The sequence below is a fragment of the Caballeronia sp. LZ035 genome (genome assembly GCF_031451175.1).
In the GTDB taxonomy this organism is placed as follows: Bacteria; Pseudomonadota; Gammaproteobacteria; order Burkholderiales; family Burkholderiaceae; genus Caballeronia.
Genome location: NZ_JARUXS010000004.1, coordinates 1049643 through 1071455, shown reverse-complemented (window position 1 = coordinate 1071455; position 21813 = coordinate 1049643). Strand labels below are relative to the sequence as shown.

Genomic DNA, 21813 nt, shown 5'->3' with positions numbered 1-21813 from the left:
ATGCGTCCCCTCGATGCCGCGCGCCGCCAGCGACCGCGCATCATGCAAACCGTTGGCCGCCGCGAGCAGCAGCTTGGACGGCATGCAGCCGACGCGCGCTTCCCCGACGTGCAGGCGATCAAGCGCAAGGTGCCGTTCTCGCTGGTCTTCTGCGAGCCGCAAGTGGTGATGGTCGGCGCATCGTATGACGATCTCGACAAACAGATGACGGTAACGGGTGAAGCGTCGTTCGAGGACCAGGGCCGCAGTCGCGTGATGCGGCAGAACCGCGGGCTCCTGCACGTCTACGCCGACGCGAAGAGCGGCAAACTGCGCGGCGCGCAGGGCTGCGGTCCCGCGATGGAACATCTGGGGCATCTGCTTGCGTGGGCGTTGCAACTCGACTTGACGCTCGATGAAACGCTCAAGCTGCCTTTCTATCATCCCGTGGTTGAAGAAGGGTTACGCAGCGCGCTCAAGGATGCGGACGCGAAATGTTATGAACAACGCTCCGAGACGCCGCCCGTATTGGCGAGTGCAGCGGGCTGTTGAACTTTGCCGCAGTGAACAAAAGAACGCCGGTTGCGCATGGCAACCGGCGTTTCGTTTTGGCGTCTGAAAAGCAGCGTGAAACTTAATTCCCGCTCAAACCATATTGCAGTGCAAGATCGAAACCGAGGACGACCATCGAGCAGAACAGACCCAGCGACAGATTGGCCAGTCGATGACCGACATCCTTGTGTCGAGTCAGAACAGCGCCTGCGAGGAACGCGACTTCCACGATGACTTGCATGCAGAACACGGCGACCATCAGCGCGAATTCATAACCCATCGCGTTGAAGTTCATGAAGTTAAAGCCGTTCACTGCAACCCAGGATCCCACTCGCCAGACTTCGTATGCCAAAAGCAGCAACGGAAAGAAATAGCTGGCGACATAAGTCGGCACCGTGGCGTGCCGCAATTCCATGTTCAAGTGACGTGTAACTTGCATCGCGTACTCCTCATCTGATTGCCCGAAAACGACGGGCGTTCTACCAGCACCGTGGCGCTACCGGAGCGTTCGTACCGAACGGCAGACGGGCGTCGTGCTTTCAGAATAGGACAATTTTCTGGAAAGCGAATCATCGTATTCCCGATGGTCTTTCCCAGTAACGGATTGCGCGACGCGTTGTGCAGTGCAACTGAACAAAACAGTTATAAATGGAGGGCAGGATCGGCACGCACGGTCGTGCCGACTCCCTCATTCGTTTGATACCGTTGGCCGCTATCAGTTCTTCCCGTACAGCTTGATGATGCCCGAGAAATCGAGTCCGCCAAGACCCTGCTGGCTCATCGACTGATACAGCTGCTGCGCCAGCGCACCCATGAAAACTGGCTGCTTTGCACCGCGCGCTGCGTCGACGGCAAGTCCGAGATCCTTCAGCATCAAATCCGCGCCGAAGCCGCCCGCATAGCCGCGCGAAGCCGGCGCCGTCTCGATGATCCCCGGATAGGGATTACACGTATCCGAACTCCAGCAGCGTCCCGTCGACGTATTCACGATGCTCGCCAGTTTCGACGGATCGATGCCTAGTGTTTCCCCCAGCTTCATGGCTTCCGCCACGCCGATCATCGAAATCGCCAGCAGCAGGTTGTTGCAGATCTTCGCAATCTGACCCGTGCCGGTTTCGCCGCAGCGCACCATGTTCTTGCCCATGCCGCTCAGCACGGGACGCAGTGTGTCGAACAACGCCTCGTCCGCACCGACCATGAACGTCAGCGTGCCCGCCTGCGCCCCGACGACGCCCCCCGACACCGGCGCATCCGCAAACGGATTGCCCTGCTTTGCCGACGCCTCGCCGATCAGTTTCGCGGTAGCCGGGTCGATCGTGCTGCTGTCCACCAGCGGCACGCCCTTCGCGACGCCCGCGAGCACGCCGTCGTCGTTCAGATAGACGGCTTTGACATGCTGCGCCGCGGGCAGCATCGTGATGACGACTTCCGCGCCCTCCGCTGCCGCGCGTGGTGACTCGGCGAGCGTCGCACCCGCCGAGCGCGCCGCGTCCAGCGCGGCCGGCACGAGATCGAATGCGGTGAGCGTGTGCCCCGCCTTCAGCAGGTTCGCGGCCATCGGGCCGCCCATGTGTCCGAGACCAATGAAACCAATCTTCATCGCCGCCTCCTTGTCGTTATTTCAGTGCGATGGTGGTGTTCACGCCGTCGTTCACGGTGGCGTCGTCGAACCAGCGCGCCGTGACCGTTTTCGTCTGCGTGTAGAACTGCACGACCTGCTTGCCGTACGGCCCCAGGTCGCCGAGCTTGGAGCCGCGTGAGCCCGTGAAACTGAAGGACGGCACCGGCACCGGAATCGGAATGTTGATGCCCACCTGACCGATGTCGATCTCGCTCTGGAACTTGCGCGCTGCCGCGCCGCTCTGCGTGAACAGGCCGACGCCATTGCCCATCGGATTGCGGTTGACGAGCGCGATGGCATCGTCCAGCGTCTCGGCTTCGAGCACGCACAGCACCGGACCGAAGATCTCCTTCGTATAGATCGTCATCTCGGTATCGACACCCGTGAAGATGGTCGGGCCAATGAAGTTGCCCTGCTCGTAGCCCTTCACGCCGATGCCCCGGCCATCGAGCGCGAGCGTCGCGCCTTCTTCCACGCCCTGGCCGATCATCCCGAGAATGCGTTCCTTCGCCGCTTTCGAGACCACCGGGCCGACGTCCGTGCCCGGCTCCGCGCCGCCGTTGACCTTGAGCGTCTTCGCCTTTTCGACCAGTTCCGGCACCCACTCCTTCGATGCCCCGACGAACACCGCCACCGAAGTCGCCATGCAGCGCTGTCCCGCCGCACCGAAGCCCGCGCCGACGAGCGCGTTGAGGGTCTGCTCCTTGTTGGCGTCGGGCAGGACGACGGCGTGATTCTTTGCGCCCATCATCGACTGCACGCGCTTGCCGTGCTGGCTCGCGAGGTTGTAGACATGCGTGCCGACAGCCGTGGAGCCGACGAAGGAAATCGCTTCGATCTCGGGATGCGTGCAGATCGCGTCGACGACCTCCTTGCCGCCGTGCACGACGTTCAGCACGCCGGGCGGCACGCCGGCTTCGAGCGCCAGTTCGACCAGTTCCATGGTCGACAGCGGATCCTGCTCGGAGGGCTTCAGCACGAAGGTGTTGCCGCACACGATGGCCATCGGGAACATCCACAGCGGGATCATCGCGGGGAAGTTGAACGGCGTGATGCCCGCGCAGACGCCGATGGGCTGTCGCAACGTGTACGTGTCCACGCCGCCCGCGACGTTCTCCGCGAACTCGCCCTGCTGCAACGTGCTGATCGAGCACGCATGCTCGACGACTTCGAGACCGCGGAAGATGTCGCCTTCGGCGTCGGCAAGCGTCTTGCCCTGCTCCGCGGTGAGCGTCTGCGCAATGCGCTTCTGGTTCTGCCGCACGAGGTCCTGGAAGCGCAGCATCAGCCGCATGCGGACGCCGAGCGGCGTTGTGCGCCAGGTCTGAAACGCCTTATGCGCCGCGGCGACGGCGGCATCCACTTCGTCCATCGTCGCGAACGGCACGCGGCCGACCACTTCCTGCGTGGCCGGATTGACGATGTCGCGCCATTCCGTGCTCTTCGAGTCAACGAACTGGCCGTCGATCAGCAGTTTGGCCGTGCGGACGGACGCATTCTGCGCCGGATGTTCAGCAGCGATATTCACGAGTCACTCCTTGCTTGGGAAGTTGCCGACAGGCAGGAAAGGCGGGAGGAAACAGCGAGGACAAGCCGAGGAACGCGCCGCGCGGGCGCTGGAAGAAAAAGCATCGTGTCTCCGTCTTGTTGGTATTCGGCCGCAATGATGCAGGCTCGTTTCCTGAGTATAGTTATGCAAAAGTCCATCATGGCGCGATAAAAACACCCGATCGATATGCAAAAAACTCCGCTGCCCGCCGCCCCGCTCGATCTCGCCCGGCTCAACTGGGACGACCTGCGCTACTTCCTCGAAGTCGCCCGGACGCAGCGTGCCAGCGGCGCGGCAAAGCGGCTCGGCGTGGACTACACGACCGTCGCGCGGCGCGTGCGGGCGCTGGAAGACGCACTCGGCACCCTGCTGTTCGACAAGTCGCGCAGCAGCGGATTCATCCTGACCGCCGAAGGACAGCGCCTGCTGGCCTATGTCGATTCGATCGAGACCACGGTGCAGTCCGCCACCGAGCAGATCGCGAACACGGGACATGCGCTTTCGGGTCACGTGCGGGTCGGATCGACCGAAGGCTTCGGTTGCTTCTTTCTCGCTCCGCAACTCGCGCGCTTCCAGGACGCGCATCCGAACATCACCATCGACCTGTTGCCGGTCCCGCATTTCGTGAGCCTCTCCAAACGCGAGGCCGATATCGCGGTGACGCTCGAACGTCCCGAACAAGGCCAGTACGTCTATACGAAGCTCTGCGAGTACCGCCTGAAGCTCTATGCCACCGCCGACTATCTGGCGGCCCACGCGCCGATCCGTACCACCGACGACCTGCGCCAGCATCGCTTCGCCAGCTATATCGACGATCTCGCTTTCAGCTATGAACTGCTGTATCTCGAGCGCGCAGTGCCCGGCGCGATTTCACGCTGGCGCAGCACGAGTGTGATCGCGCAATACTTCGCGGCGCTGCAGGGCCGGGCGCTGGCCATCCTGCCGTGCTTCATGGCGTCGTCGGACCCGCGCTTCGTGCCGGTGCTGCCCGACGAGATCATCGTGACGCGGGCGTTCTATCTCTCCTGCCGCGAGGATTTGCGCAAGCTGAAGCGCATCACGACGGTGTGGGACCATCTGCGCGCGGCGGCCGAAGCGAACCGCGCATTCCTCATGGGCGATCAAGCCGAGATGGCGTGGGTGGATGTCAAGGCATCCTGATTGCACCTGCTTCCTGGCCGAACCGCGCGCTGGGTCGCCGGTCGAAAACAGCCGTTTGGGCTAAGATTCGCTGGATGGAGGCCACGCGCTCGCGCCCCCCGAGCGCCCATCGACGCGTGGCCGGGTCACATCGATAACAAGACCGATATAAAAAAGGGCGCCCCATGCTGGTCAACTGTGCGGTTTATGAGAACGGCCGAAAGCTCGCCGATGTGCCCATCGACGACATCAACGCTTATCGCGATCGTCCCGACTCTTTCATTTGGGTTGCATTGAAGGAACCCGGTCCCGGCGAACTCGCCCACCTGACACAGCAGTTCGGGCTGCATGAACTGGCGGTAGAGGACGCGCAGAACGGTCATCAACGGCCGAAGATCGAGGAGTACGGCGACTCGCTGTTCGCGGTCTTTCACACGGTCGAATTCGACGAAGAAGGCGACGTGCTGGTCGGCGAGATGAATGTATTCGTCGGCAAGAACTATGTGCTCTCGGTGCGCAACCGGACCACGCAGGGCTTCCAGGAAGTGCGCAAGCGCTGCGAGCGCGAACCGCATCTGCTCAAGCACGGTCCCGCCTTCGTGATGTATGCGCTGCTCGATGCCGTCGTGGACCGTTACTTCCCGGTGCTGGAAACACTCGGCGCCGAACTCGATGAAGTGGAAGAGCGCATCTTCGAGCAGAAGGGTTCGGTGGAGTCGCGCGAGATCATCGAGGATCTGTACTCGCTCAAGCGCCGCATGACGATCCTCCAGCATCACACGGCGCCCTTGCTCGAAGCCGTCAGCAAACTGTATGGCGGCCGGTCGCCCGGTGTGTGCTCGGGCATGCAGGAATATTTCCGCGACGTGTACGACCACTTGCTGCGCATCGTGAAGACCATCGAGGGACGACGCGAAATGATCGTCACGGCGATCCAGGTGAATCTCGGCCTGATCGCGCTGGCCGAAAGCGAGGTGACCAAACGGCTGGGTTCCTTCGCCGCGCTGTTCGCCGTGCCGACGATGATCGCCGGCATCTACGGCATGAACTTCAAGTCGATCCCCGAACTGGACTGGGTCTACGGCTATCCGGCCTGCCTCGCGGTCATGCTGGTGGTGGATGTCGTGCTGTACTGGCGTTTCAAGAAGGCCGGGTGGTTGTAGCAAAAAGCGCCCTTGCAGAAACCTTCCGGCGAATTTCATTGTCTAATCAAGCGTTTTAGGCGAAAATAACGCCAGGGCTTGCAAGTTTGACCCGTTGGCCGCATATCAGTCAGGCGCATGATTCACGCGCCGCGGCCCGAAGGCAAGACTTGAAAGTTATTTGCAAGCTTCAATGCGCGACACATCGCTTTCGCTTCAACCCGCTTTTTAACCGCACGTCGGCCCCGCAGTTCGCCGATGTCGCCGTCCCGGTCATGCCGGCCGCGGCGCGCCGCCTGCGCGGCCCGCTCGTCCATCCGGCCTATGCCCGTCAAGCTCACAGCGAGCCTGAAGAGAGACGCAGTGCGCTTCCGTTGCAGGTTGCATCGCGCCGGACGTACCGAGCCATGTTTCGCACCGACCTTCGAGTCCGCTGCGACGTCCACGCCGCGACGTCCAGTGAAGTGCCGCGTGGCTGCTTATCGGCAGTAAGCGCGGCGTCGGAAGCAACGTGGAACGCGGGCGCAGGACGCGCGGCAGCACCCCTTATTCATTTCACAGGAGCCTCATATGGCGAAAGAAGAACTCATCGAACTCGACGGTATCGTTGACGAAGTCCTTCCCGACAGCCGCTATCGCGTGACGCTGGACAACGGCGTCGTGGTCGGCGCGTACGCCTCGGGCCGCATGCGCAAGAATCACATCCGGATTCTCGCCGGCGACCGCGTGACGCTGGAACTGTCGGTCTACGACCTGACCAAAGGCCGCATCAATTTCCGTCACAAGGACGAGCGTGCCGGCGGCGGTGGCCCGCGCCCCCCGATGCGTCGTCGTTAAGCGCAACGGTTTTTTGCACCTGCCCCATTCACACCGAGCGTCCGCCTGATCCGCGGCGAACGCCTGAGACGCCTCACCGCGGATTTCACTGACCTTCGACGCAGCCGCCTGCCTCGCGCGTAGCCGCAGCGGCAGCGCCTCGCGTCGATGTCAATGCCCTTTCTGGCTCAGCCGCCCGCCCGCGCCGCCACGATCGCCTCGATGCCGATCGCAAAGCCATCGTCGTCGTTGCTTGTCGAGACGAGGCTCGCCTGACGCCGCACCGCGTCCGACGCCTGTCCCATCACGATAGAAACGCCTGCGATCTCGAACATCGGCACGTCGTTGCCCATGTCGCCGAGCACGGCCACCCGTTCCAGCGGCACGTTGGCCAGCCGCGCCAGCTCGCGCACGGCGGTGCCCTTGTTGGCGTCGATGCTGGTGACGTCGAGATAGTAGGTCTGCGAGCGGGCCGCGTGACCGCGTCCGTGCAATTGCTGCTGCAAGCCGGTCTCAACGCGCGTGAGCAATGCCGTGTCGGCCGTGGACCCGACGATCTTGTCGACCGCATCGAGATCCAGGTCGTCGAAACGCGCGACCCGCACGCCTTCGTAACCCACGGTCCGCGTTTCAAGCGGCACATAGGTCGCGTCGGGGTTGGTCAGATACCACGCGTCGTCGATGAACACCCACGCATCGACACCGGCCGCCGCGAGCGTGTCGAGCGAAGTCTGCACGACGTCGCGCGGCAGCTTGTGCGACGACAGCAGCTTCCACGTGCCCGGCTCGACCAGACTGCCGCCGTTGTACGACGCGTAAGCCATGTCGATGCCCAGCGCCTCGACGATATGACGCATGCCCTTGCCCGGCCGGCTGCTCGCCGCCGTGAAGCGCACGCCCGCGGCTTGCAGGCGGCGCACGGCGTCGATCGCGGGCTGCCCGAGCGCCTTGTCGGTATAGAGCAGCGTGCCATCGCAATCGGTGACGACCAGTTCGATGTTCGCGAGTGCCTCGAACACGTCCGCTCCGGCCGTGCTCGACAATCCGTACTTGCTGTCGCCGGCCATCAGTGCGCTCCTTCACGCTGGTTGAAATGCGGCAATTGCCGCGTCTCGCGCACCGAGCGCGGATGCCACAACCGCGCACCGCCCTCGATGCCCGCCGCATTCGACACCGTCGCCACGTTGTCCGGCAGCTTGAACTTGATGTTCGCGGCATTGCCGCCGCCGATCCACAGCTTGTCGTAGTTCACGAGCGTCGCCAGGATCTCGATCGCCTTCTCGACGCGCCGGCTCCAGCGCTTCTTGCCGGCTTTCTCGCGCGCCGCGTTGCCGAGGTACTCGTCGTAGGTCTTGTCCTTCGCGATCGGATGATGCGCGAGTTCCAGATGCGGCATCAGCTCGCCGTCGCGAAACAGCGCGGTGCCCGCGCCGGTGCCGAGCGTCAGCACCATCTCGATGCCGCGCCCCTCGATCGCCGCGAGCCCCTGCATCTCGGCGTCGTTGATCATGCGCGCGGGGGCGTTGCCGAGCCGCTCGGACAGCAACTGGGCGAGCGGCACGCCGCGCCAGGCCGGCGTGCCGAGATTCGGCGCGGTCAGCACGATGTTGTCGCGCACCACGCCCGGAAAGCCGATGGAGATATGCGTCGGCGGCGTGGCGACGATCGGCGCAATCAGCGTCATCAGTGTCTCGACGACCACGTCGGGTTTGGCCGGATGCGGCGTCGCCACGCGCAGCCGGTCGCTCTTCATCTGGCCGTCCTCGGAAATGATCGCCGCCTTGAGCCCCGTTCCGCCGATGTCGATCGCGAGAATGCGTTCCGCCTTGATCGCGAGTTTGTCGGCCGTCACGTGGGTTTTCTGTCTGGTTCTGGATTCCGTGCTCACGTGTGTTGTCCTTTTAATGAAGTTCGAGTGGTGCTCAGCTCTTTTTGACCGGATCGGTCAGCGCACGCCACGTGCGGCCGTCCTCGGCGAGCAACTGGTCCGCCTGGGCCGGGCCTGCGCTGCCCGCAGCATAACCGTGCACGGGCAGCGGGCTGTCCGGATGCAGCACGTGATCGACGGCGGCCCAGGCCGTCTCGATGCTGTCAGCGCGCTGGAACAGCGTCTCGTCGCCCAGCATGCAGTCGTACAGCAGCGTCTCGTAGCCGACGTTCGCGCGCTCCGCGAAGTAATCCGAGTAATTGAACGCCGAGCGCGCCTTGCCGATCTGCATCAGCGGACCCGGCACCTTCACGTTGAAGTCGAAAGTCGTGCCGTGCGCGGGATCGATGCGCAGCGTGAAGACATTCGGCGTGAGCGCGTCGACGGGTGTATCGCGGAACAGCAGGAACGGCACCGCCTTGAGCGTGATCGAAATCTCCGTGCGCCGCTCGGTCAGCCGCTTGCCGGTGCGCAGATAGAACGGCACGCCGGCCCAGCGCCAGTTCTCCACATAGACGCGCGCCGCCGCGTAAGTTTCGGTGCGGCTGTCGGGCGCCACGCCCTCTTCCTCGCGATAGCCCGGCCCCGCCGGACCCGCTTCGTACTGGCCGAGCACGACATCGTTCGCGGACAGCGGGCGAATCGCATCGAAGACTTCCGCCTTCTTGTCGCGCACGGATTCGGCGTCGAACGAATTGGGCGGCTCCATCGCCACCATGCCGAGCAGCTGGAACAGATGGTTGGGCAGCATGTCGCGGAACGCGCCGGTCTGCTCGTAGAACGCGCCGCGCCCTTCCACGCCAATTGTTTCGGCCGCCGTGATCTGCACGTTGTCGATGTATTCGCGCCGCCACACCGGCTCGAACATCGCATTGGCGAAGCGCACGGCCAGGATGCTCTGCACCGTGTCCTTGCCGAGGAAGTGATCGATCCGGTATACCTGCGTTTCCTGCGCGTACTTGAGGATGCAGGCGTTCAGCTCGCGCGCCGAAGCCAGGTCCGTGCCGAACGGCTTCTCGATCACAAGCCGCCTGAAGTTGCCGTCCTTCTCCTCCAGCAGACCGGCCGCGCCGAGATGCTCGACGATCGGCTCGAAGAAGCGCGCGCCCACCGCAAGGTAGAACATCACGCTGCCGGACTTGGCCTTCGCGAGACGTTCCTTGAGGCGCTTGAAGGTGTCCTCGTCAGTGAACTCACCGGGGAAGTATTCGAGCCGCTGCTCGACCCAGCTCCAGGCTTCCTCGTCGAGCTTCGAGGTGTGGAAGGTGGCAGCCTTGTCGGAGGCGAACTTGCGCAGCGATTGCGTAAGCTCGTCGCGCCAGTCGGAGGTTTCACGCTCGCCGCGATTCACGCCGATGATCTCGAGCCCGTCATCGAGCAGCTTGTCCGATGCAAGGTTGTACAGCGAAGGCATCAGCAGGCGCTTGGTGAGATCGCCTCCCGCGCCGAAGATGACGAGCGTGCATGGCGGCGCGGGATGCTTGCCCGCACAGGTCTCGCTCGCCGGCTTGCCGCCTTCAGGTTGGTTCGTTTGTGTTCCTTCTTTTGCATCTTTCGACATGGTGTGGCGCCCCTTATCAATTGCACGGTTGCGTATTGAACCTTGGAAAGACCATCGGCGTTGCGTCACAGTTCAACTGAACCTCAGTTGAAAGCGCAGCCACGAAGCCGCGTATGCTTTTTGTAATTTCTATGCTTTCGTGAAGTAAGATATGCACGCTTGCGACAGCGCTCGCGGACATGGCGACAGACATCGAAGCCGACCTTTGCCCGGACTCCACATGAACGCACACGACACTTCACCCGACCTCGCCGCCTACTTCGCGCGCATCGGCTTTTCTGCCGCCGCGCGCCCGGCGGCGACACTCGACACCTTGCGCGCGCTGCATCTGCTGCATCCCCAGGCCATTCCCTTCGAAAATCTCGACGTCCTGCTCGGCCGACCGGTCCGGCTGGATCTCGCGTCGATCCAGCACAAACTCATTACGCAGGAACGCGGCGGCTACTGTTACGAACACAATCTGCTTTTACGCAGCGTCTTGCGGGCACTGGGCTTCCGCGTGCGCAGCTTCGCGGGCCGCGTGCTGTGGGGCCGCGACTCGAATCATGACGCATCGGACCTGCCCGCGCGCACGCACATGCTGCTGCTGGTCGATCTCGACGAAGGCACGTATCTCGCCGATGTCGGTTTTGGCGGCATGGTGCTTTCGGCGCCGCTGGTCTTCGAAACCGGCCTCGAACAGATCACGCCGCACGGCGCGTTCCGGCTGGAAAACGCAGGCGGCGCGAATGGCGAACCGCGCGCGTTCATCCTGAAGGCGCTGGTCGACGGCAACTGGGCGAGCGTCTATCACTTCGACCTCGACCCGCAGTATGACGCGGACTACGAGATGGCCAACCATTTCGTGTCCACTTACCCGCAATCGGTCTTCGTCCACAACCTGCTCGCCGCGCGTCTTGCGCCCGGCGTGCGCTATGGCCTGTTCAACGGGCGGCTGCACATCCATCACACGCACGACGACGGCGCGCCGAGCGAAGCCCGTGTCGCCGCGAGCGTGTCCGAGTTGCGTCAGATCCTCGCGAGCGAGATCGGCATTCGTCTGCCGGATGGCGACGATTCCGCCGCGCTCGATGCCGCCCTGTCCCGCCTGCTCTGAACCCTGTTCTGAATCATTGGGAGCCCACCGCCGGCATTCCCTAGCTTACTTGTGAGACAACGATGTTCAAGAAGAAGACGCGCGGCGGCAGCGATTTCCAGACGCATCACCGCAGTTCGGTCCTGACCACCGCCTTGCCCGCCTGGCGCTCGCGGCTGGTCGTCATCGGCGTCACAGCGGCGTTTCTCGCACTCGGCGCGCGTGCGCTGTGGGTGCAGGTGATCGACCACAAGTTCTATATCGGCGAAGGGCAGAAGCGTTACCAGCGGACCTTGTCGCTGTCGGCGACGCGCGGGCGCATCGTCGACCGGAACGGTTCGATGCTCGCCGTCAGCCTCGCCACCTACGAAGTGTGGGCGTCGCCCAAATTGTTCGACGGCGATCACGGCAACGAGATCGCGCGCCTGCTCGACATGCCGCCGCAGGAGTTGCAGCGGCGCATCGACGGGAACCGCGCCTTCGTCCTGCTCAGGCGCCAGGTGGAAGCCGAAGCCGCCGAGCGCATCGCGACCATCGGACGCGCCGGCATCACGCTCGTGCCGGACACGCGGCGCTTTTACCCCGAGGGTGAATCGGCGGCCCACGTGGTCGGCTTCACGAATAACGAAGACCATGGCCAGGAAGGCGTGGAACTCGCCGCCGACGCCCGCCTCACCGGCGAAGCGGGCCAGCGCGAAGTCATCCGCGACCGGCTCGGCCGGGTGATCTCGCAGATCGGCGAGATCGATCTGCCGCAGAACGGCGAAACCATTCAGTTGACGATCGACCGGCGCATTCAGCAGCTCGCGCATACGCAGCTGAAGGCGGCTATCCTGAAGCACAAGGCACGGGCGGGCAGCGTCGTCGTGCTGGACGCGAAGAACGGCGAAGTGCTCGCGCTCGCCAACTATCCGAGCTTCGATCCGAACGACCGCACGCGCCTCACCGGCGAACAGTTGCGCAACCGTGCGCTCACCGACACCTTCGAGCCCGGTTCGACCATCAAGCCGCTGGTGGCCGCGCTGTCCATCGATCTCGGCAAGGTGCGGCCCGACACGCGTATCGATACCGGTCCGGGCACGATCAAGATCGGGCCGAATGTCATTCACGACACGTCGAATCACGGCGTCATCACCGTGGCGGAGGCGGTGCAAATGTCCAGCAACGTCGCGCTGACCAAGTTGGCGCTACAGCTTCCCGCGAAAACGATCTGGGACAAGTATCGCGAATACGGCATCGGCCGCGCGCCCGAGCTGACCTTTCCCGGCGCGGCGACCGGCCGGCTGCGCTCGCCCGAACGCTGGAAACCGATCGAGCAGGCCACCATGGCTTATGGCTACGGGCTTTCGCTCTCGCTGGTGCAGATTGCGCAGATCTACACGGCCTATGCCGGCGACGGCCGCTTCCACGCCGCCACGCTGATCGCCGGCGACAAGCGTCGCGACGCGCTGCCGGTCACCCAGCCCGCCACGGCGCGTGCAGTGCGCGACATGCTGGAACGGGCCATCGGCGAACACGGCACCGGACGCGCGGCGGCGGTGGACGGCTATCGCGTCGGCGGCAAGACGGGCACGGCGCGCAAGCAGATCGGGCGCGCCTATGCGGCGAACAAGTATCGCGCGTCCTTCGTCGGCATCGCGCCGATGAGCGATCCGCGCCTGATCGTCGCCGTGATGATCGACGAACCCGGCGGCAACAGCTACTACGGCGGCACGGTGGCCGGGCCGGTGTTTTCGGGCATCGTCGGCGGGACGCTGCCGCTGCTCGGCGTGCCGCCCGACGCGTGATCCGTCCCGAATCGGGCGCGGGCCTTGCTGCGTTGTCCGGAAGCCGCTTCGCGAACCTGTCCGAACTGTAAAGGGCGTGTGCTCTAATCCGGGGTTCGGCCCGACACCTCGACCGGGAGCGATCCTCCGAGAGATCCAGACGGAAAACACCATGAAAAAACTTGCCGCAGCGCTCGCGCTGCCTTTGCTGATCGCCGCCTGTGCGCAATTCCACAACGAAGACGCCGGACAACCCGAAGTCGAGAAATCATCGACCAATAACAAGGTGAACGGTATCGTCCAGTGCATTGACGCCGAGGCGAAGAAGCACGACGCCAAATACCAGCAGACTTCCATTCCGCAAGGCGTAATGCTCGAATTCGGCGATTCGAACGTCATCAAGGTGCGCTACGACAACGGCGAAACGACTTACCGCTTCTATCCGGGCAAGCGCCACACGTCGAACCTGTGGATCGAGGGCGCGGGCAAGAAGTGCGCGCCGTCCGACACGCCCAGCACCGACAGCACCGAGAAATAACCCGGCGATCATGCGCTCCACCAAAGCCATCAACGCCGTCGAACGGCTCAAGACCCGCAGCGGCAACCAGAATTACGCGGCGGTGTCGATGCCAGGCGGCCTCTTCTACCTCGTGGAACGCTCGCCCGCCGGCTCGGCCCGGCTCTCGGACACGATGCCCATGGACGCCTTCGTCGCGTTCGTCAACGCCCGCGACCCGGCCAAGCCGCGCAAGGTCAGCAAGCTGGACCTCGCGATGGAAGAGCAGATTGGCCGCAGCGGCAAGCCGGCCACGAAGCCACCTGCAGAGCCACCCGCAGAGCCGCCCGAAAGCAGCGAATAAGGTTTTAACCGTCTCACGCGGCAACGTTTCTTGCCGCACCTTCCTCCCGCCCGAGTGTGCGATGACAGACGGAGCCACCCGTTGGTCATTGCGTACATTTTTGATAACGATCGAGTCAGTTGTTTAACGGCATCGATCGGTCATCCGAAGAAAAGAGCAAAGGCCGCCCGCGACAGATCAAAAAACATGCGCGGGTGAACGGGGTGCCTGGGGTAGCACACGATCCGCGCGTCGGATGGGGTGCTGCACGGCCGAGAGGAAGACCAGATGAAAAAGAAGAAAAGCGAGACCAAGGGCAGCCTTTTGCCCTCGGCAATGGCCGATGTCGAACTTCAGCATATCGAGCGCGCCCTCGCGCAGCTCCGCACCATGAACAACCAGGCATCCGGAACGCTCAACGTCGAGTACTGGCGCGAGCGGCTGACGGCTGTCGTCCAGGGCTATGCGCTCGTGCCGGCGCAGAAGCAGCGCGTGGACGCCTTGCGCATTGCCTTCGATACGATCGATGCCGGTCCGCGCCATTCCGGTTCGCGCGGCAGGAGCCCGACCAATAGGCTTTGGGCGAAAGCGGCCTGAACCGCCGCTTTCGCCATTCGCGCCATGGGCGCGACTTCCGGACCACGCCCGCGTCTCGTTTGGTTTCGTTTCGAGCCGGGCGTATCCAGCCAGTTTTGCATCTCGCGATTCGCGGCGCGCCAGGCATCGAACCTGCTCGAAAGAACCTATTTCGATCTTGCCGGGAGCCGCCATGTCCAGTCTTTCTCACGAACGATTCGTTCGTATCGTCGTTGCGAGCCTGATCGCCGCGTTCAGCACGTATGGCCTCGCGCAGATCACGCAGGGCGCGGGTGCCCAGCGCCAGGAGAACCGCCAGTCCGACTCCAGCACGCACGGCGCGTCCGAGTCCGCGGGCAGTCCAGTGGTTGAATCGAACAAGCCGCAGTCGAAGGAGGCGGCGCAGGGTCGCCGCGCGACCTCGGGAAAGCAGCAAAAGCCGGAGGGCAATACGGGTTTCGGCAACGGCCTGTACGGCACCGGCGCGGGCAACAACAAATAGCCGTGACTCATCGGGAAGGCGTCAGTCCGCGTTCCGCTGTCGCGCGCCGCCGATCTCCGGCGCGATGGCCGCGTGATTCACGATGGCCACCATCGACACGCCGCCGATGATATTGCCGATCAACGTCGGCACGAGAAACACAAAGAAGTAGTCGCCGATGCCCGCCGCGCCCGTCATCACCGCATACGCCGCTTCGACCGAACCGGCGATCACGTGCGTCAGCTTGCTGACCGCGACGGTGTAGGTGACGAGCAGGATCGTCAGCAGCCGCGCCGAGCGCGCGCTTGGCAGCAGCCACACCATCAGCGCGATGAGCCAGCCCGAGAACACGCCCCGCACGACGGTCACGCCGAAGTCGGCGGACAGCGGCGTCATCGCGAGCTTCGCGAGCGCTTCGGTCACGTCGGGCGCGAAGACGCCGCGGATCTGGAGGATCGCCGCGAAAATGCTCGTGCCGACGAGATTGAAGAACAACACGATTGCCCACAGGCGCAGCGCCTTGAACAGCGTGGCGAGATCGCGGCGGGTCAGCACCGGCAGCACGGCCGTCAGCGTGCTTTCGGTGAACAATTGCTGGCGGCCGAGTATCACGAACACGAAGCCGATCGTGTAGCCGAAGCTGGATATGAGCCCGCTCCACGGACGCTTGGGCAACGCGCTGTCGAGAATCGACTGGACCAGGAACGAAAAGCCCATCGAGAGCCCGGCGGCGAGCGCCGAGAACATCAGCGCGACGAAGGTGCGCTCCATCGCGACTTCGCCCTCCTCGCGCACGATCTCGTGGATCACGAGCGGATGCGGCGCCGAATGCTCGGCGGCCTGCTCCTGTTCGGCGCTGTCGAGGTGCGGTGAGTCTGCGCCGGCTTGGGGGTCGTTCATGATCGTTCTCCCTGGTCGCCGCCCGATGCGGGAATGGATGGGCGGCTGGCGCGTCCATCAAGCAGGAAGAATGCCCGTGGCCTCAGCCGGTGACGCTCCGGTCGAGGTCCTCGTAGCGGCGCCACTTCCAGATCAGCGCCGACAGCAGCCAGCACGCCACGAAGAGCGCGACGATCCCATAGCCGAGCGCCCCGAAGTGTTCCGACAGCGCGCCGGCCACGTCCCACAGTCCGCCACTCAGCTGAAGGCGGCCGGCAATCAGCCCGAGCAGCTCGATGCCGCCGACCAGCACGGCGATCAGCACGGACACGAGCGTCACGGTGAGGTTGTAGTAGAGCTTGCGAAGCGGTTTCGTGAAGGCCCAGCCGTAGGCGCCGGTCATGAGCAGGCTGTCGGCGGTATCGACGAGCGACATGCCGGCCGTGAACAGCATCGGGAAGACGAGAATCGACCAGACCGGCAGGCCGCGCGCCGCTTCCGCCGCGGCGATGCCCATCAGGCCGATCTCGGTCGCCGTGTCGAAGCCCAGGCCGAACAGGAAGCCGAGCGGATACATGTGCCAGCTCTTGCCGATCAGCTTGAACAGCGGCCGCGCGACACGCGCCAGCGGCCCGCCGGCGGTGGCGAGCAGATCGACGTCTTCCTCGCGAACCGGCTCGCCGCGCCGCACGCGCTGGAACGCGCGCCACACGCCGCGCAGCACGAACAGGTTCATCGCGGCAATCAGGAACAGGAACAGCGCCGACACCGACGTGCCGATCAGCCCGCCAATCTCCCGAAACGCCGTGAAACGTCCCTGCACGGCCAGCGCGGTCGCGGCGATCAGCGCGGTGGCCGTGACGACGATGGTCGAATGGCCGAGTGAGAAGAAGAAGCCGGCGTACAGCGGCCGCTTGCCTTCCTGCATCAGTTTGCGGGTGACGTTGTCGATGGCGGCGATGTGGTCGGCGTCGACCGCGTGACGCAGCCCGAGCGAGTACGCCAGCAAGGACGTGCCGAGCAGCAGCGGATAGTGGCGGAACGCGATCAGCGCCCAGATCCAGGTGAGCAGATTGAAGGCGATCAACCCGGCGACGAGGCGGGCCGACCTGCGCGGCACGAAAGGCGAGGCTTGCAGCGAGCGGGACGCGATGGGTTCGTTCATGGGCGCGGTCGAAGGATCAGGGGCCATGCTGGGCTTCAGGGAAGGCGACGAAGGGCCACGAGCGGCGTCAAGGATACCGTGCCGGATCGCCCGGCCAATAATGGCGACGCCCCGAAGCTTATAGCGCCGCGTCAGGAAAACTTAGACGGAATGCTTGGTTTGAGCGCACGGGAGGCGCCGTTACGATGGCCCCTCGCCCATTTTGACTCCGCGTGAATTCCGCCATGCCCCGCTATCTCGACGACGTCCAGCGCATCGAACTGCAAGCCCGCCGCGCAAGCTGGCGCTGGCGCAGCGAGTGGCCGACCTGGGCGGTGATCGTCGCGGTGTACGGCGGCTGGTTCGGCGTCGCGCTGAACGTGCGTGCGCTCGGACTCGGGCCCGCGCTCGGGCTGCTTGCGGTGCTGTCGTGCTGGTACATGTCGCTGCAGCATGAACTCATGCACGGCCATCCGACGCGCTGGCCGCGCATCAACATGCTCTTCGGCCTGGCTCCGCTCGCCGTGTGGTTTCCGTACGCGGTGTATCGCGACTCGCATCTGCGCCATCACGATGACGATCATCTGACCGAACCCGGCCGTGACCCGGAAAGCTTTTACGTGACGGCGGAGCAATGGGCCGGCGCCGGGGCCGTGCTGCGCGGAGCGCTTGCCGCGCGCAACACCTTCGCCGGACGACTGCTGCTGGGCCCCTGGTTCTCGATTGCGGCGAGCTTGCGGGAAGCGTTTCGCGCGGTGATCGAGCGGCGTTGGGAAATCGTCGCGAGCTGGGTGTTTCATGGTGTTGCGCTGGCGGCGCTCGCCTGGTGGCTCGAGGCCCGCTGCGGCATTCCGTGGCGCGCGTTTGTCTTCGGCGTCGGCTATGCGTCGCTTGCGCTGGCCTCGGTGCGATCGTTCCAGGAACATCGCGCGTCGGCGCAGGTCCACGAGCGCACAGTGATCAACGAAGCCGCCTGGACCTGGCGCCTGCTTTTTCTCAACAATAACTATCATGCCGTTCATCACGATCTGCCGGGCGCGCCGTGGTTCGCGCTCGGCGAGATCTACGCGCGCCGCCGCGACGCGTATCGCGCCCGCAATGGCGGCTTCGTCGTGCGCGGTTATGGTGAATGGATGGCCCGTCACGCGTTCGCTCCCGCCGAGGATGCGGTGCATCCGGATGCCGCGTCGCTGCGGCCGGACGCTGCTTCGGGCGGTCTCACGGCGTCCCGACGCGGTCTCGCGGGCTGACCCGCGCCGCTGTACCATGCGGCAACGCCGACTATTCCCATTCCCCCGATGCGATGGATCGCCGCCTTGCCGATGTACAACGTCAGCTCCGCGCTCGCGGCGGACTGGCGCGAATTGCTGCATCACGTCCGCGCGCATCTCGCGGACTGGCTGCAAGCGCGCGGCGATACGCTCGATATTGTCGATGCCGGCGCCGATCTGACCGCCTTCTGGCTGCGCGACAACCTGCTGTTGTCGCAGACCTGCGGCTATCCGCTCGTGCATGCGCTCGCCTCGCGTGTGCAGTTGCTCGGCGCACCGTCGTTCGACCTTCCCGGCTGCGGCGACGGACGCTATCACAGCGTCCTGGTGGCGGGTGCGCATGTCAGCGCGGATTCGCTCGAGGCGTGCCGGGGATTGCGCGCCGCCAGCAACGCCGCCGATTCCAACAGCGGCATGAACCTGCTGCGACACGCCGTCGCGCCGCTCGCGCGGGACGGGCGCTTTTTCTCGTCGGTGCTGTGGACCGGCGCGCATCTCGCGTCGCTGCGCGCGCTGGCGATCGAGCGCCGTGCCGATGTCGCGGCGATCGACTGCGTGACCTTTGCCTTCGCACAGGCACATGCGCCGGAACTGACCGACGGTGTGCGCGTGATCGGCACGACAGCGAGCGCGGGCGGGCTGCCGTTCATTGCGTCCCATCGGCTGCCGGCGGATGAGCGGGAACGCGTCTTCCAGGCGCTCGCCGACGCCTCGCGAGCCGACCCGGCGCTCTCGCGGCGGCTTCGGCTCAATGGCGTCGTCCGGCGCACGCTCGCCGATTACGCGTCGATCCTCGACTATGAAAGGGACGCGATGGTGCGCGGGTATCCGCAACTTGGCTGAGGGGCTGAGAGCCTGAGGGCTGGGCGAGCGGCTAACCGGCCGAGCGACTGACCGCCGCAACGGCACACCGTCACGGACCGTCCCGGCATGGTTTGCGGAGTTTCGGCACAATCGAGTCTTTCAGCGCCTGGCGCGCAACAACGCGGCGGAATGTGCCGAAGCGCTCCCCAAAGTGCCACCCGCGCCGCCACGCTTACGGAATGTCGCAATGATCCCCTTCTCGCTACTCGATCTTTCCCCTGTCCCGCAAGGCTCGACGCCCGCCGACGCGTTCGCCCATTCACTTGATCTCGCGCAGCACGCCGAGCGCCTGGGTTACGTGCGCTACTGGCTCGCGGAGCATCACAACATGTCCGGCATTGCGAGCGCGGCGACGGCCGTCGTGATCGGCCATATCGCGGCCGGCACGAAGACGATCCGGGTCGGCTCCGGCGGCATCATGCTGCCGAATCACGCGCCGCTCGTGATCGCCGAACAGTTCGGCACGCTCGCCTCGCTGTTTCCCGGGCGCATCGACCTGGGACTCGGCCGCGCGCCCGGCACCGATCAGACGACCGCGAGAGCGCTGCGCCGCGATCTGATCGGCAGCGCGGAGTCGTTTCCGGACGACGTCGTCGAGTTGCAGCGCTATTTCGCTGATCCCGTCGAAGGCCAGCGGGTGCGTGCCGTGCCTGGCGCCGGCCTGCATGTGCCGATCTGGCTGCTCGGCTCGTCGCTGTTCTCCGCGCAACTGGCGGCGGCGCTCGGGCTGCCGTTCGCGTTCGCATCGCATTTCGCGCCGGATTACCTGCTGACCGCGCTGGAGGTATATCGGGCGCAGTTCCGCCCGTCGGCGACGCTGAAGAAGCCGCACGCGATGGTCGGCGTGAACGTCTTCGCCGCCGACACCGCCGAGGAAGCGCGTTTCCTCTTCACGTCGCTGGAGCAGCAGTTCATCAATCTGCGCCGCGGCACGCCCGGACAACTGCCGCCGCCGGTCGAAACGGTGGCCTGGAGCGACGCTGAGCGCGCGGGCGTCGAGCGTTCGCTCGCGTGCTCGGTGGTCGGCAGCCCGGCCGATGTCGAAGCGGGTCTGCGCTCTGTGATCGAGCAGACTCAGGCCGACGAACTGATCGTGACGGCGCAGATTTTCGATCATGCGAAGCGCCTGCGCTCGTTCGAAATCACCGCCCAGGCGCGCGACGCGATCGGCCAGACGGCCTGAAACGCGCGCGCCGCGCGTTGTCATCGATTGTTGCGTGCTGGACGCCGCTGCTTTTGACAGGCAATAATGAGGAACCGGAAGGCGGCGAGCACGTGGTCGCCCTTCGCGTCCGCTTCATCCGCCCGGCCTGATCCGCTTTGCGCGCGCCCGTAACGATGCGCGCGGGGTTTGGGGCGCGGCGCAACAACAATGACACAGCAAGATGGGAGGAAGAATGTCGATGCCGAGAAGCGCCGTCACGGGCGCCATCACGCTCATGACGGAATATGACGATGCCGGCGGGCAAGAAGTCCGTTCGCTGCGACTCGAACCGGCGGCGGACGGCAAGGCGGTACTATTGATCGAAATCGATGAGCGCAAACCCGGCATTCATCGCGAAGTGCGTTATGAGATAACGCCGGCGGAATTGATTGCCGCCATACGGGCTCATGGTGCGGAATTACCGGGAGAACAACACAATCGTTAAAAGCGATTTAACAGTGGCGATTGACAGCATACAATACACACACGCGGGGTAATCGGCCGTCATGCGGCGCTGGGTACGATGACCTTGCTTCTGGCGGTTCGTGGCTCCTCAACGTGCAACGTGGCGTACCGTGCGCAGCGAGGCGCGCGTCCGTCATTGCGTTGCCCGGGTGGATGAATGTTCGCATTCGGGGCAAATGCCGGCAATAATGGCGAGGCGCCCGGGCGCATTAATTGATATTGCGGTAAATACACTAATTGACGCGAGGCACGCACTGCGCCACGCTTCAAGAAACACATCCAATCAAGTCATCGAGCCGCCTGCCGGTCCGCGCGGGATATCGGTTCGTCTTCTGATAATCAAAAAGCTGAATCAGGAAAGCCGTGGACGAAAGAAAGCGAGACAGCATCATTGCGTATTTGCGCAGCCGAATGGTCGAGTTCGGCATTTCGGAAGGAGCGTTGGCCGACTCATTGGCCGAAGTGCCTGCGGAGAATCCGCCGCCCTCCTTCACCAAGACCAACGGGACCCATGGTGCACCCAAGGCGAAGCGGCCCATGCCGCAGTTGCCGTCCATGCCGCATGCGGCAGGCAGCGCCATGCCGATCTTCCGCAATGCCTCCGGGGACACGTGGGACGGCTTGGGCGACATGCCCGAGTGGCTCAAGCGCGCGGTTCATGCGGGACAGGACATCGAGTTCTATCGCGTTTGAGGCGGTTTTTAGTGGGAACGCCAGGTTGTTGGCGTTAGTGTGTGCATTGCCTTCCCTTGGTCTCTGCTGCGTGACCCTGTGTGCCGGATACAGGCGGATTGCGTCTGCGCGTCGTCCTGTGCGGCCTTCATAGGAAATCCATCGGGAATAATCAAGCCGAAAAATTTTCGGCGATGCTGGTCCATCGTCGCTGAAAACGTTTATTGGTACATCTCGGAAAGGCGGCGCACGACAGCCGTACACCGATTTCACATCGCCCGATCCCGTCC

The 21813-nt window shown here is 64.3% G+C and carries 22 protein-coding genes and 1 pseudogene; 15 read left to right on the top strand and 8 right to left on the bottom strand.

The window, feature by feature from the left end; translation table 11 throughout:
• Positions 1 to 531, top strand: a pseudogene (locus QCE88_RS35350) (hypothetical protein); the annotation flags it as partial.
• 82 nt (positions 532 to 613) lie between these two features.
• On the opposite strand, the gene QCE88_RS35345 reads toward QCE88_RS35350, so the two are convergent.
• The 3 genes from QCE88_RS35345 to QCE88_RS35335 all read right to left on the bottom strand — a co-directional run bounded on the left by QCE88_RS35345 (position 614) and on the right by QCE88_RS35335 (position 3680).
• On the bottom strand, positions 614 to 970 hold the full coding sequence (locus QCE88_RS35345; protein ID WP_309910153.1) for a hypothetical protein: 357 nt from the start codon (positions 968 to 970) through the stop codon (positions 614 to 616).
• 276 nt (positions 971 to 1246) lie between these two features.
• Positions 1247 to 2131, bottom strand: a complete 885-nt coding sequence (mmsB, locus tag QCE88_RS35340) for a 3-hydroxyisobutyrate dehydrogenase (protein ID WP_309910151.1) — start codon at positions 2129 to 2131, stop codon at positions 1247 to 1249.
• A 16-nt stretch (positions 2132 to 2147) separates the two neighbouring features.
• A complete protein-coding gene (locus QCE88_RS35335; RefSeq protein ID WP_309910150.1) occupies positions 2148 to 3680 on the bottom strand; it encodes a CoA-acylating methylmalonate-semialdehyde dehydrogenase in 1533 nt (510 codons plus the stop codon).
• A gap of 207 nt (positions 3681 to 3887) precedes the next feature.
• Between QCE88_RS35335 and QCE88_RS35330 the strand changes: the two genes are divergently transcribed.
• From QCE88_RS35330 to infA, 3 genes are all read left to right on the top strand, one after another.
• Positions 3888 to 4862, top strand: a complete 975-nt coding sequence (locus QCE88_RS35330; protein WP_309910149.1) for a LysR family transcriptional regulator — start codon at positions 3888 to 3890, stop codon at positions 4860 to 4862.
• A gap of 164 nt (positions 4863 to 5026) precedes the next feature.
• Positions 5027 to 6004 carry a magnesium/cobalt transporter CorA gene (gene corA, locus QCE88_RS35325; RefSeq protein ID WP_309910148.1) on the top strand — a complete coding sequence of 326 codons (978 nt, stop codon included), beginning with the start codon at positions 5027 to 5029 and terminating at the stop codon, positions 6002 to 6004.
• A 549-nt stretch (positions 6005 to 6553) separates the two neighbouring features.
• Complete coding sequence (gene infA, locus QCE88_RS35320; RefSeq protein WP_062264840.1) at positions 6554 to 6820, top strand: translation initiation factor IF-1; 267 nt, start codon at positions 6554 to 6556, stop codon at positions 6818 to 6820.
• Positions 6821 to 6987: 167 nt separating this feature from the next.
• Here the strand turns inward: infA and QCE88_RS35315 are convergent, their stop codons facing one another.
• The 3 genes from QCE88_RS35315 to zwf all read right to left on the bottom strand — a co-directional run bounded on the left by QCE88_RS35315 (position 6988) and on the right by zwf (position 10287).
• Positions 6988 to 7866 (bottom strand): HAD family hydrolase, encoded by an 879-nt coding sequence (locus tag QCE88_RS35315; RefSeq protein WP_309910147.1) that lies wholly within the window; start codon positions 7864 to 7866, stop codon positions 6988 to 6990.
• A complete protein-coding gene (locus tag QCE88_RS35310; RefSeq protein ID WP_309910146.1) occupies positions 7866 to 8651 on the bottom strand; it encodes an ROK family protein in 786 nt (261 codons plus the stop codon). Before QCE88_RS35310 ends, QCE88_RS35315 begins: the two co-directional genes overlap by 1 nt.
• A 70-nt stretch (positions 8652 to 8721) precedes the next feature.
• A complete protein-coding gene (gene zwf / locus QCE88_RS35305; protein ID WP_309910145.1) occupies positions 8722 to 10287 on the bottom strand; it encodes a glucose-6-phosphate dehydrogenase in 1566 nt (521 codons plus the stop codon).
• A 220-nt stretch (positions 10288 to 10507) separates the two neighbouring features.
• Here zwf and QCE88_RS35300 point away from each other — a divergent pair, with 220 nt between their 5' ends.
• The 6 genes from QCE88_RS35300 to QCE88_RS35275 all read left to right on the top strand — a co-directional run bounded on the left by QCE88_RS35300 (position 10508) and on the right by QCE88_RS35275 (position 15045).
• Positions 10508 to 11383 carry an arylamine N-acetyltransferase gene (locus QCE88_RS35300; protein WP_309910143.1) on the top strand — a complete coding sequence of 292 codons (876 nt, stop codon included), beginning with the start codon at positions 10508 to 10510 and terminating at the stop codon, positions 11381 to 11383.
• Positions 11384 to 11445: 62 nt separating this feature from the next.
• Positions 11446 to 13149, top strand: a complete 1704-nt coding sequence (locus QCE88_RS35295) for a penicillin-binding protein 2 (RefSeq protein ID WP_309910141.1) — start codon at positions 11446 to 11448, stop codon at positions 13147 to 13149.
• Between the two features lie 151 nt (positions 13150 to 13300).
• Entirely contained in the window at positions 13301 to 13666 is a 366-nt protein-coding gene (locus tag QCE88_RS35290) for a hypothetical protein (protein WP_309910140.1), read from the top strand.
• Positions 13667 to 13676: 10 nt separating this feature from the next.
• Positions 13677 to 13988 (top strand): hypothetical protein, encoded by a 312-nt coding sequence (locus tag QCE88_RS35285; protein ID WP_309910138.1) that lies wholly within the window; start codon positions 13677 to 13679, stop codon positions 13986 to 13988.
• Between the two features lie 267 nt (positions 13989 to 14255).
• Complete coding sequence (locus QCE88_RS35280) at positions 14256 to 14564, top strand: hypothetical protein (protein WP_309910136.1); 309 nt, start codon at positions 14256 to 14258, stop codon at positions 14562 to 14564.
• A 172-nt stretch (positions 14565 to 14736) separates the two neighbouring features.
• Entirely contained in the window at positions 14737 to 15045 is a 309-nt protein-coding gene (locus QCE88_RS35275; protein WP_309910135.1) for a beta-xylosidase, read from the top strand.
• Positions 15046 to 15066: 21 nt separating this feature from the next.
• On the opposite strand, the gene QCE88_RS35270 is transcribed toward QCE88_RS35275, so the two are convergent.
• Complete coding sequence (locus tag QCE88_RS35270; protein WP_309910134.1) at positions 15067 to 15924, bottom strand: formate/nitrite transporter family protein; 858 nt, start codon at positions 15922 to 15924, stop codon at positions 15067 to 15069.
• A gap of 82 nt (positions 15925 to 16006) precedes the next feature.
• Positions 16007 to 17068: a HoxN/HupN/NixA family nickel/cobalt transporter gene (locus QCE88_RS35265; RefSeq protein ID WP_309910132.1), complete on the bottom strand. Its 1062-nt coding sequence runs from the start codon at positions 17066 to 17068 to the stop codon at positions 16007 to 16009.
• A gap of 224 nt (positions 17069 to 17292) precedes the next feature.
• On the opposite strand from QCE88_RS35265, the gene QCE88_RS35260 reads away from it, so the two are divergent.
• The 5 genes from QCE88_RS35260 to QCE88_RS35240 all read left to right on the top strand — a co-directional run bounded on the left by QCE88_RS35260 (position 17293) and on the right by QCE88_RS35240 (position 21544).
• On the top strand, positions 17293 to 18297 hold the full coding sequence (locus QCE88_RS35260; RefSeq protein ID WP_309910131.1) for a fatty acid desaturase: 1005 nt from the start codon (positions 17293 to 17295) through the stop codon (positions 18295 to 18297).
• Between the two features lie 48 nt (positions 18298 to 18345).
• Positions 18346 to 19161: a PhnD/SsuA/transferrin family substrate-binding protein gene (locus QCE88_RS35255; protein ID WP_309910130.1), complete on the top strand. Its 816-nt coding sequence runs from the start codon at positions 18346 to 18348 to the stop codon at positions 19159 to 19161.
• Between the two features lie 208 nt (positions 19162 to 19369).
• Positions 19370 to 20365 carry an LLM class flavin-dependent oxidoreductase gene (locus QCE88_RS35250; protein WP_309910129.1) on the top strand — a complete coding sequence of 332 codons (996 nt, stop codon included), beginning with the start codon at positions 19370 to 19372 and terminating at the stop codon, positions 20363 to 20365.
• A 220-nt stretch (positions 20366 to 20585) separates the two neighbouring features.
• Complete coding sequence (locus QCE88_RS35245; RefSeq protein WP_309819900.1) at positions 20586 to 20831, top strand: hypothetical protein; 246 nt, start codon at positions 20586 to 20588, stop codon at positions 20829 to 20831.
• Positions 20832 to 21292: 461 nt separating this feature from the next.
• Entirely contained in the window at positions 21293 to 21544 is a 252-nt protein-coding gene (locus QCE88_RS35240) for a hypothetical protein (protein WP_409018272.1), read from the top strand.
• Positions 21545 to 21813: the final 269 nt, after the last annotated feature.

Bases quoted from the DNA above. Each gene is read 5' to 3' on its own strand.
- QCE88_RS35345 (WP_309910153.1), bottom strand. From the start codon at position 970: ATGCAAGTTACACGTCACTTGAACATGGAATTGCGGCACGCCACGGTG.
- mmsB (WP_309910151.1), bottom strand. From the start codon at position 2,131: ATGAAGATTGGTTTCATTGGTCTCGGACACATGGGCGGCCCGATGGCC.
- QCE88_RS35330 (WP_309910149.1), top strand. From the start codon at position 3,888: ATGCAAAAAACTCCGCTGCCCGCCGCCCCGCTCGATCTCGCCCGGCTC.
- corA (WP_309910148.1), top strand. From the start codon at position 5,027: ATGCTGGTCAACTGTGCGGTTTATGAGAACGGCCGAAAGCTCGCCGAT.
- infA (WP_062264840.1), top strand. From the start codon at position 6,554: ATGGCGAAAGAAGAACTCATCGAACTCGACGGTATCGTTGACGAAGTC.
- QCE88_RS35315 (WP_309910147.1), bottom strand. From the start codon at position 7,866: ATGGCCGGCGACAGCAAGTACGGATTGTCGAGCACGGCCGGAGCGGAC.
- zwf (WP_309910145.1), bottom strand. From the start codon at position 10,287: ATGTCGAAAGATGCAAAAGAAGGAACACAAACGAACCAACCTGAAGGC.
- QCE88_RS35300 (WP_309910143.1), top strand. From the start codon at position 10,508: ATGAACGCACACGACACTTCACCCGACCTCGCCGCCTACTTCGCGCGC.
- QCE88_RS35295 (WP_309910141.1), top strand. From the start codon at position 11,446: ATGTTCAAGAAGAAGACGCGCGGCGGCAGCGATTTCCAGACGCATCAC.
- QCE88_RS35290 (WP_309910140.1), top strand. From the start codon at position 13,301: ATGAAAAAACTTGCCGCAGCGCTCGCGCTGCCTTTGCTGATCGCCGCC.
- QCE88_RS35285 (WP_309910138.1), top strand. From the start codon at position 13,677: ATGCGCTCCACCAAAGCCATCAACGCCGTCGAACGGCTCAAGACCCGC.
- QCE88_RS35280 (WP_309910136.1), top strand. From the start codon at position 14,256: ATGAAAAAGAAGAAAAGCGAGACCAAGGGCAGCCTTTTGCCCTCGGCA.
- QCE88_RS35275 (WP_309910135.1), top strand. From the start codon at position 14,737: ATGTCCAGTCTTTCTCACGAACGATTCGTTCGTATCGTCGTTGCGAGC.
- QCE88_RS35270 (WP_309910134.1), bottom strand. From the start codon at position 15,924: ATGAACGACCCCCAAGCCGGCGCAGACTCACCGCACCTCGACAGCGCC.
- QCE88_RS35265 (WP_309910132.1), bottom strand. From the start codon at position 17,068: ATGAACGAACCCATCGCGTCCCGCTCGCTGCAAGCCTCGCCTTTCGTG.
- QCE88_RS35260 (WP_309910131.1), top strand. From the start codon at position 17,293: ATGCCCCGCTATCTCGACGACGTCCAGCGCATCGAACTGCAAGCCCGC.
- QCE88_RS35255 (WP_309910130.1), top strand. From the start codon at position 18,346: ATGCGATGGATCGCCGCCTTGCCGATGTACAACGTCAGCTCCGCGCTC.
- QCE88_RS35250 (WP_309910129.1), top strand. From the start codon at position 19,370: ATGATCCCCTTCTCGCTACTCGATCTTTCCCCTGTCCCGCAAGGCTCG.
- QCE88_RS35245 (WP_309819900.1), top strand. From the start codon at position 20,586: ATGCCGAGAAGCGCCGTCACGGGCGCCATCACGCTCATGACGGAATAT.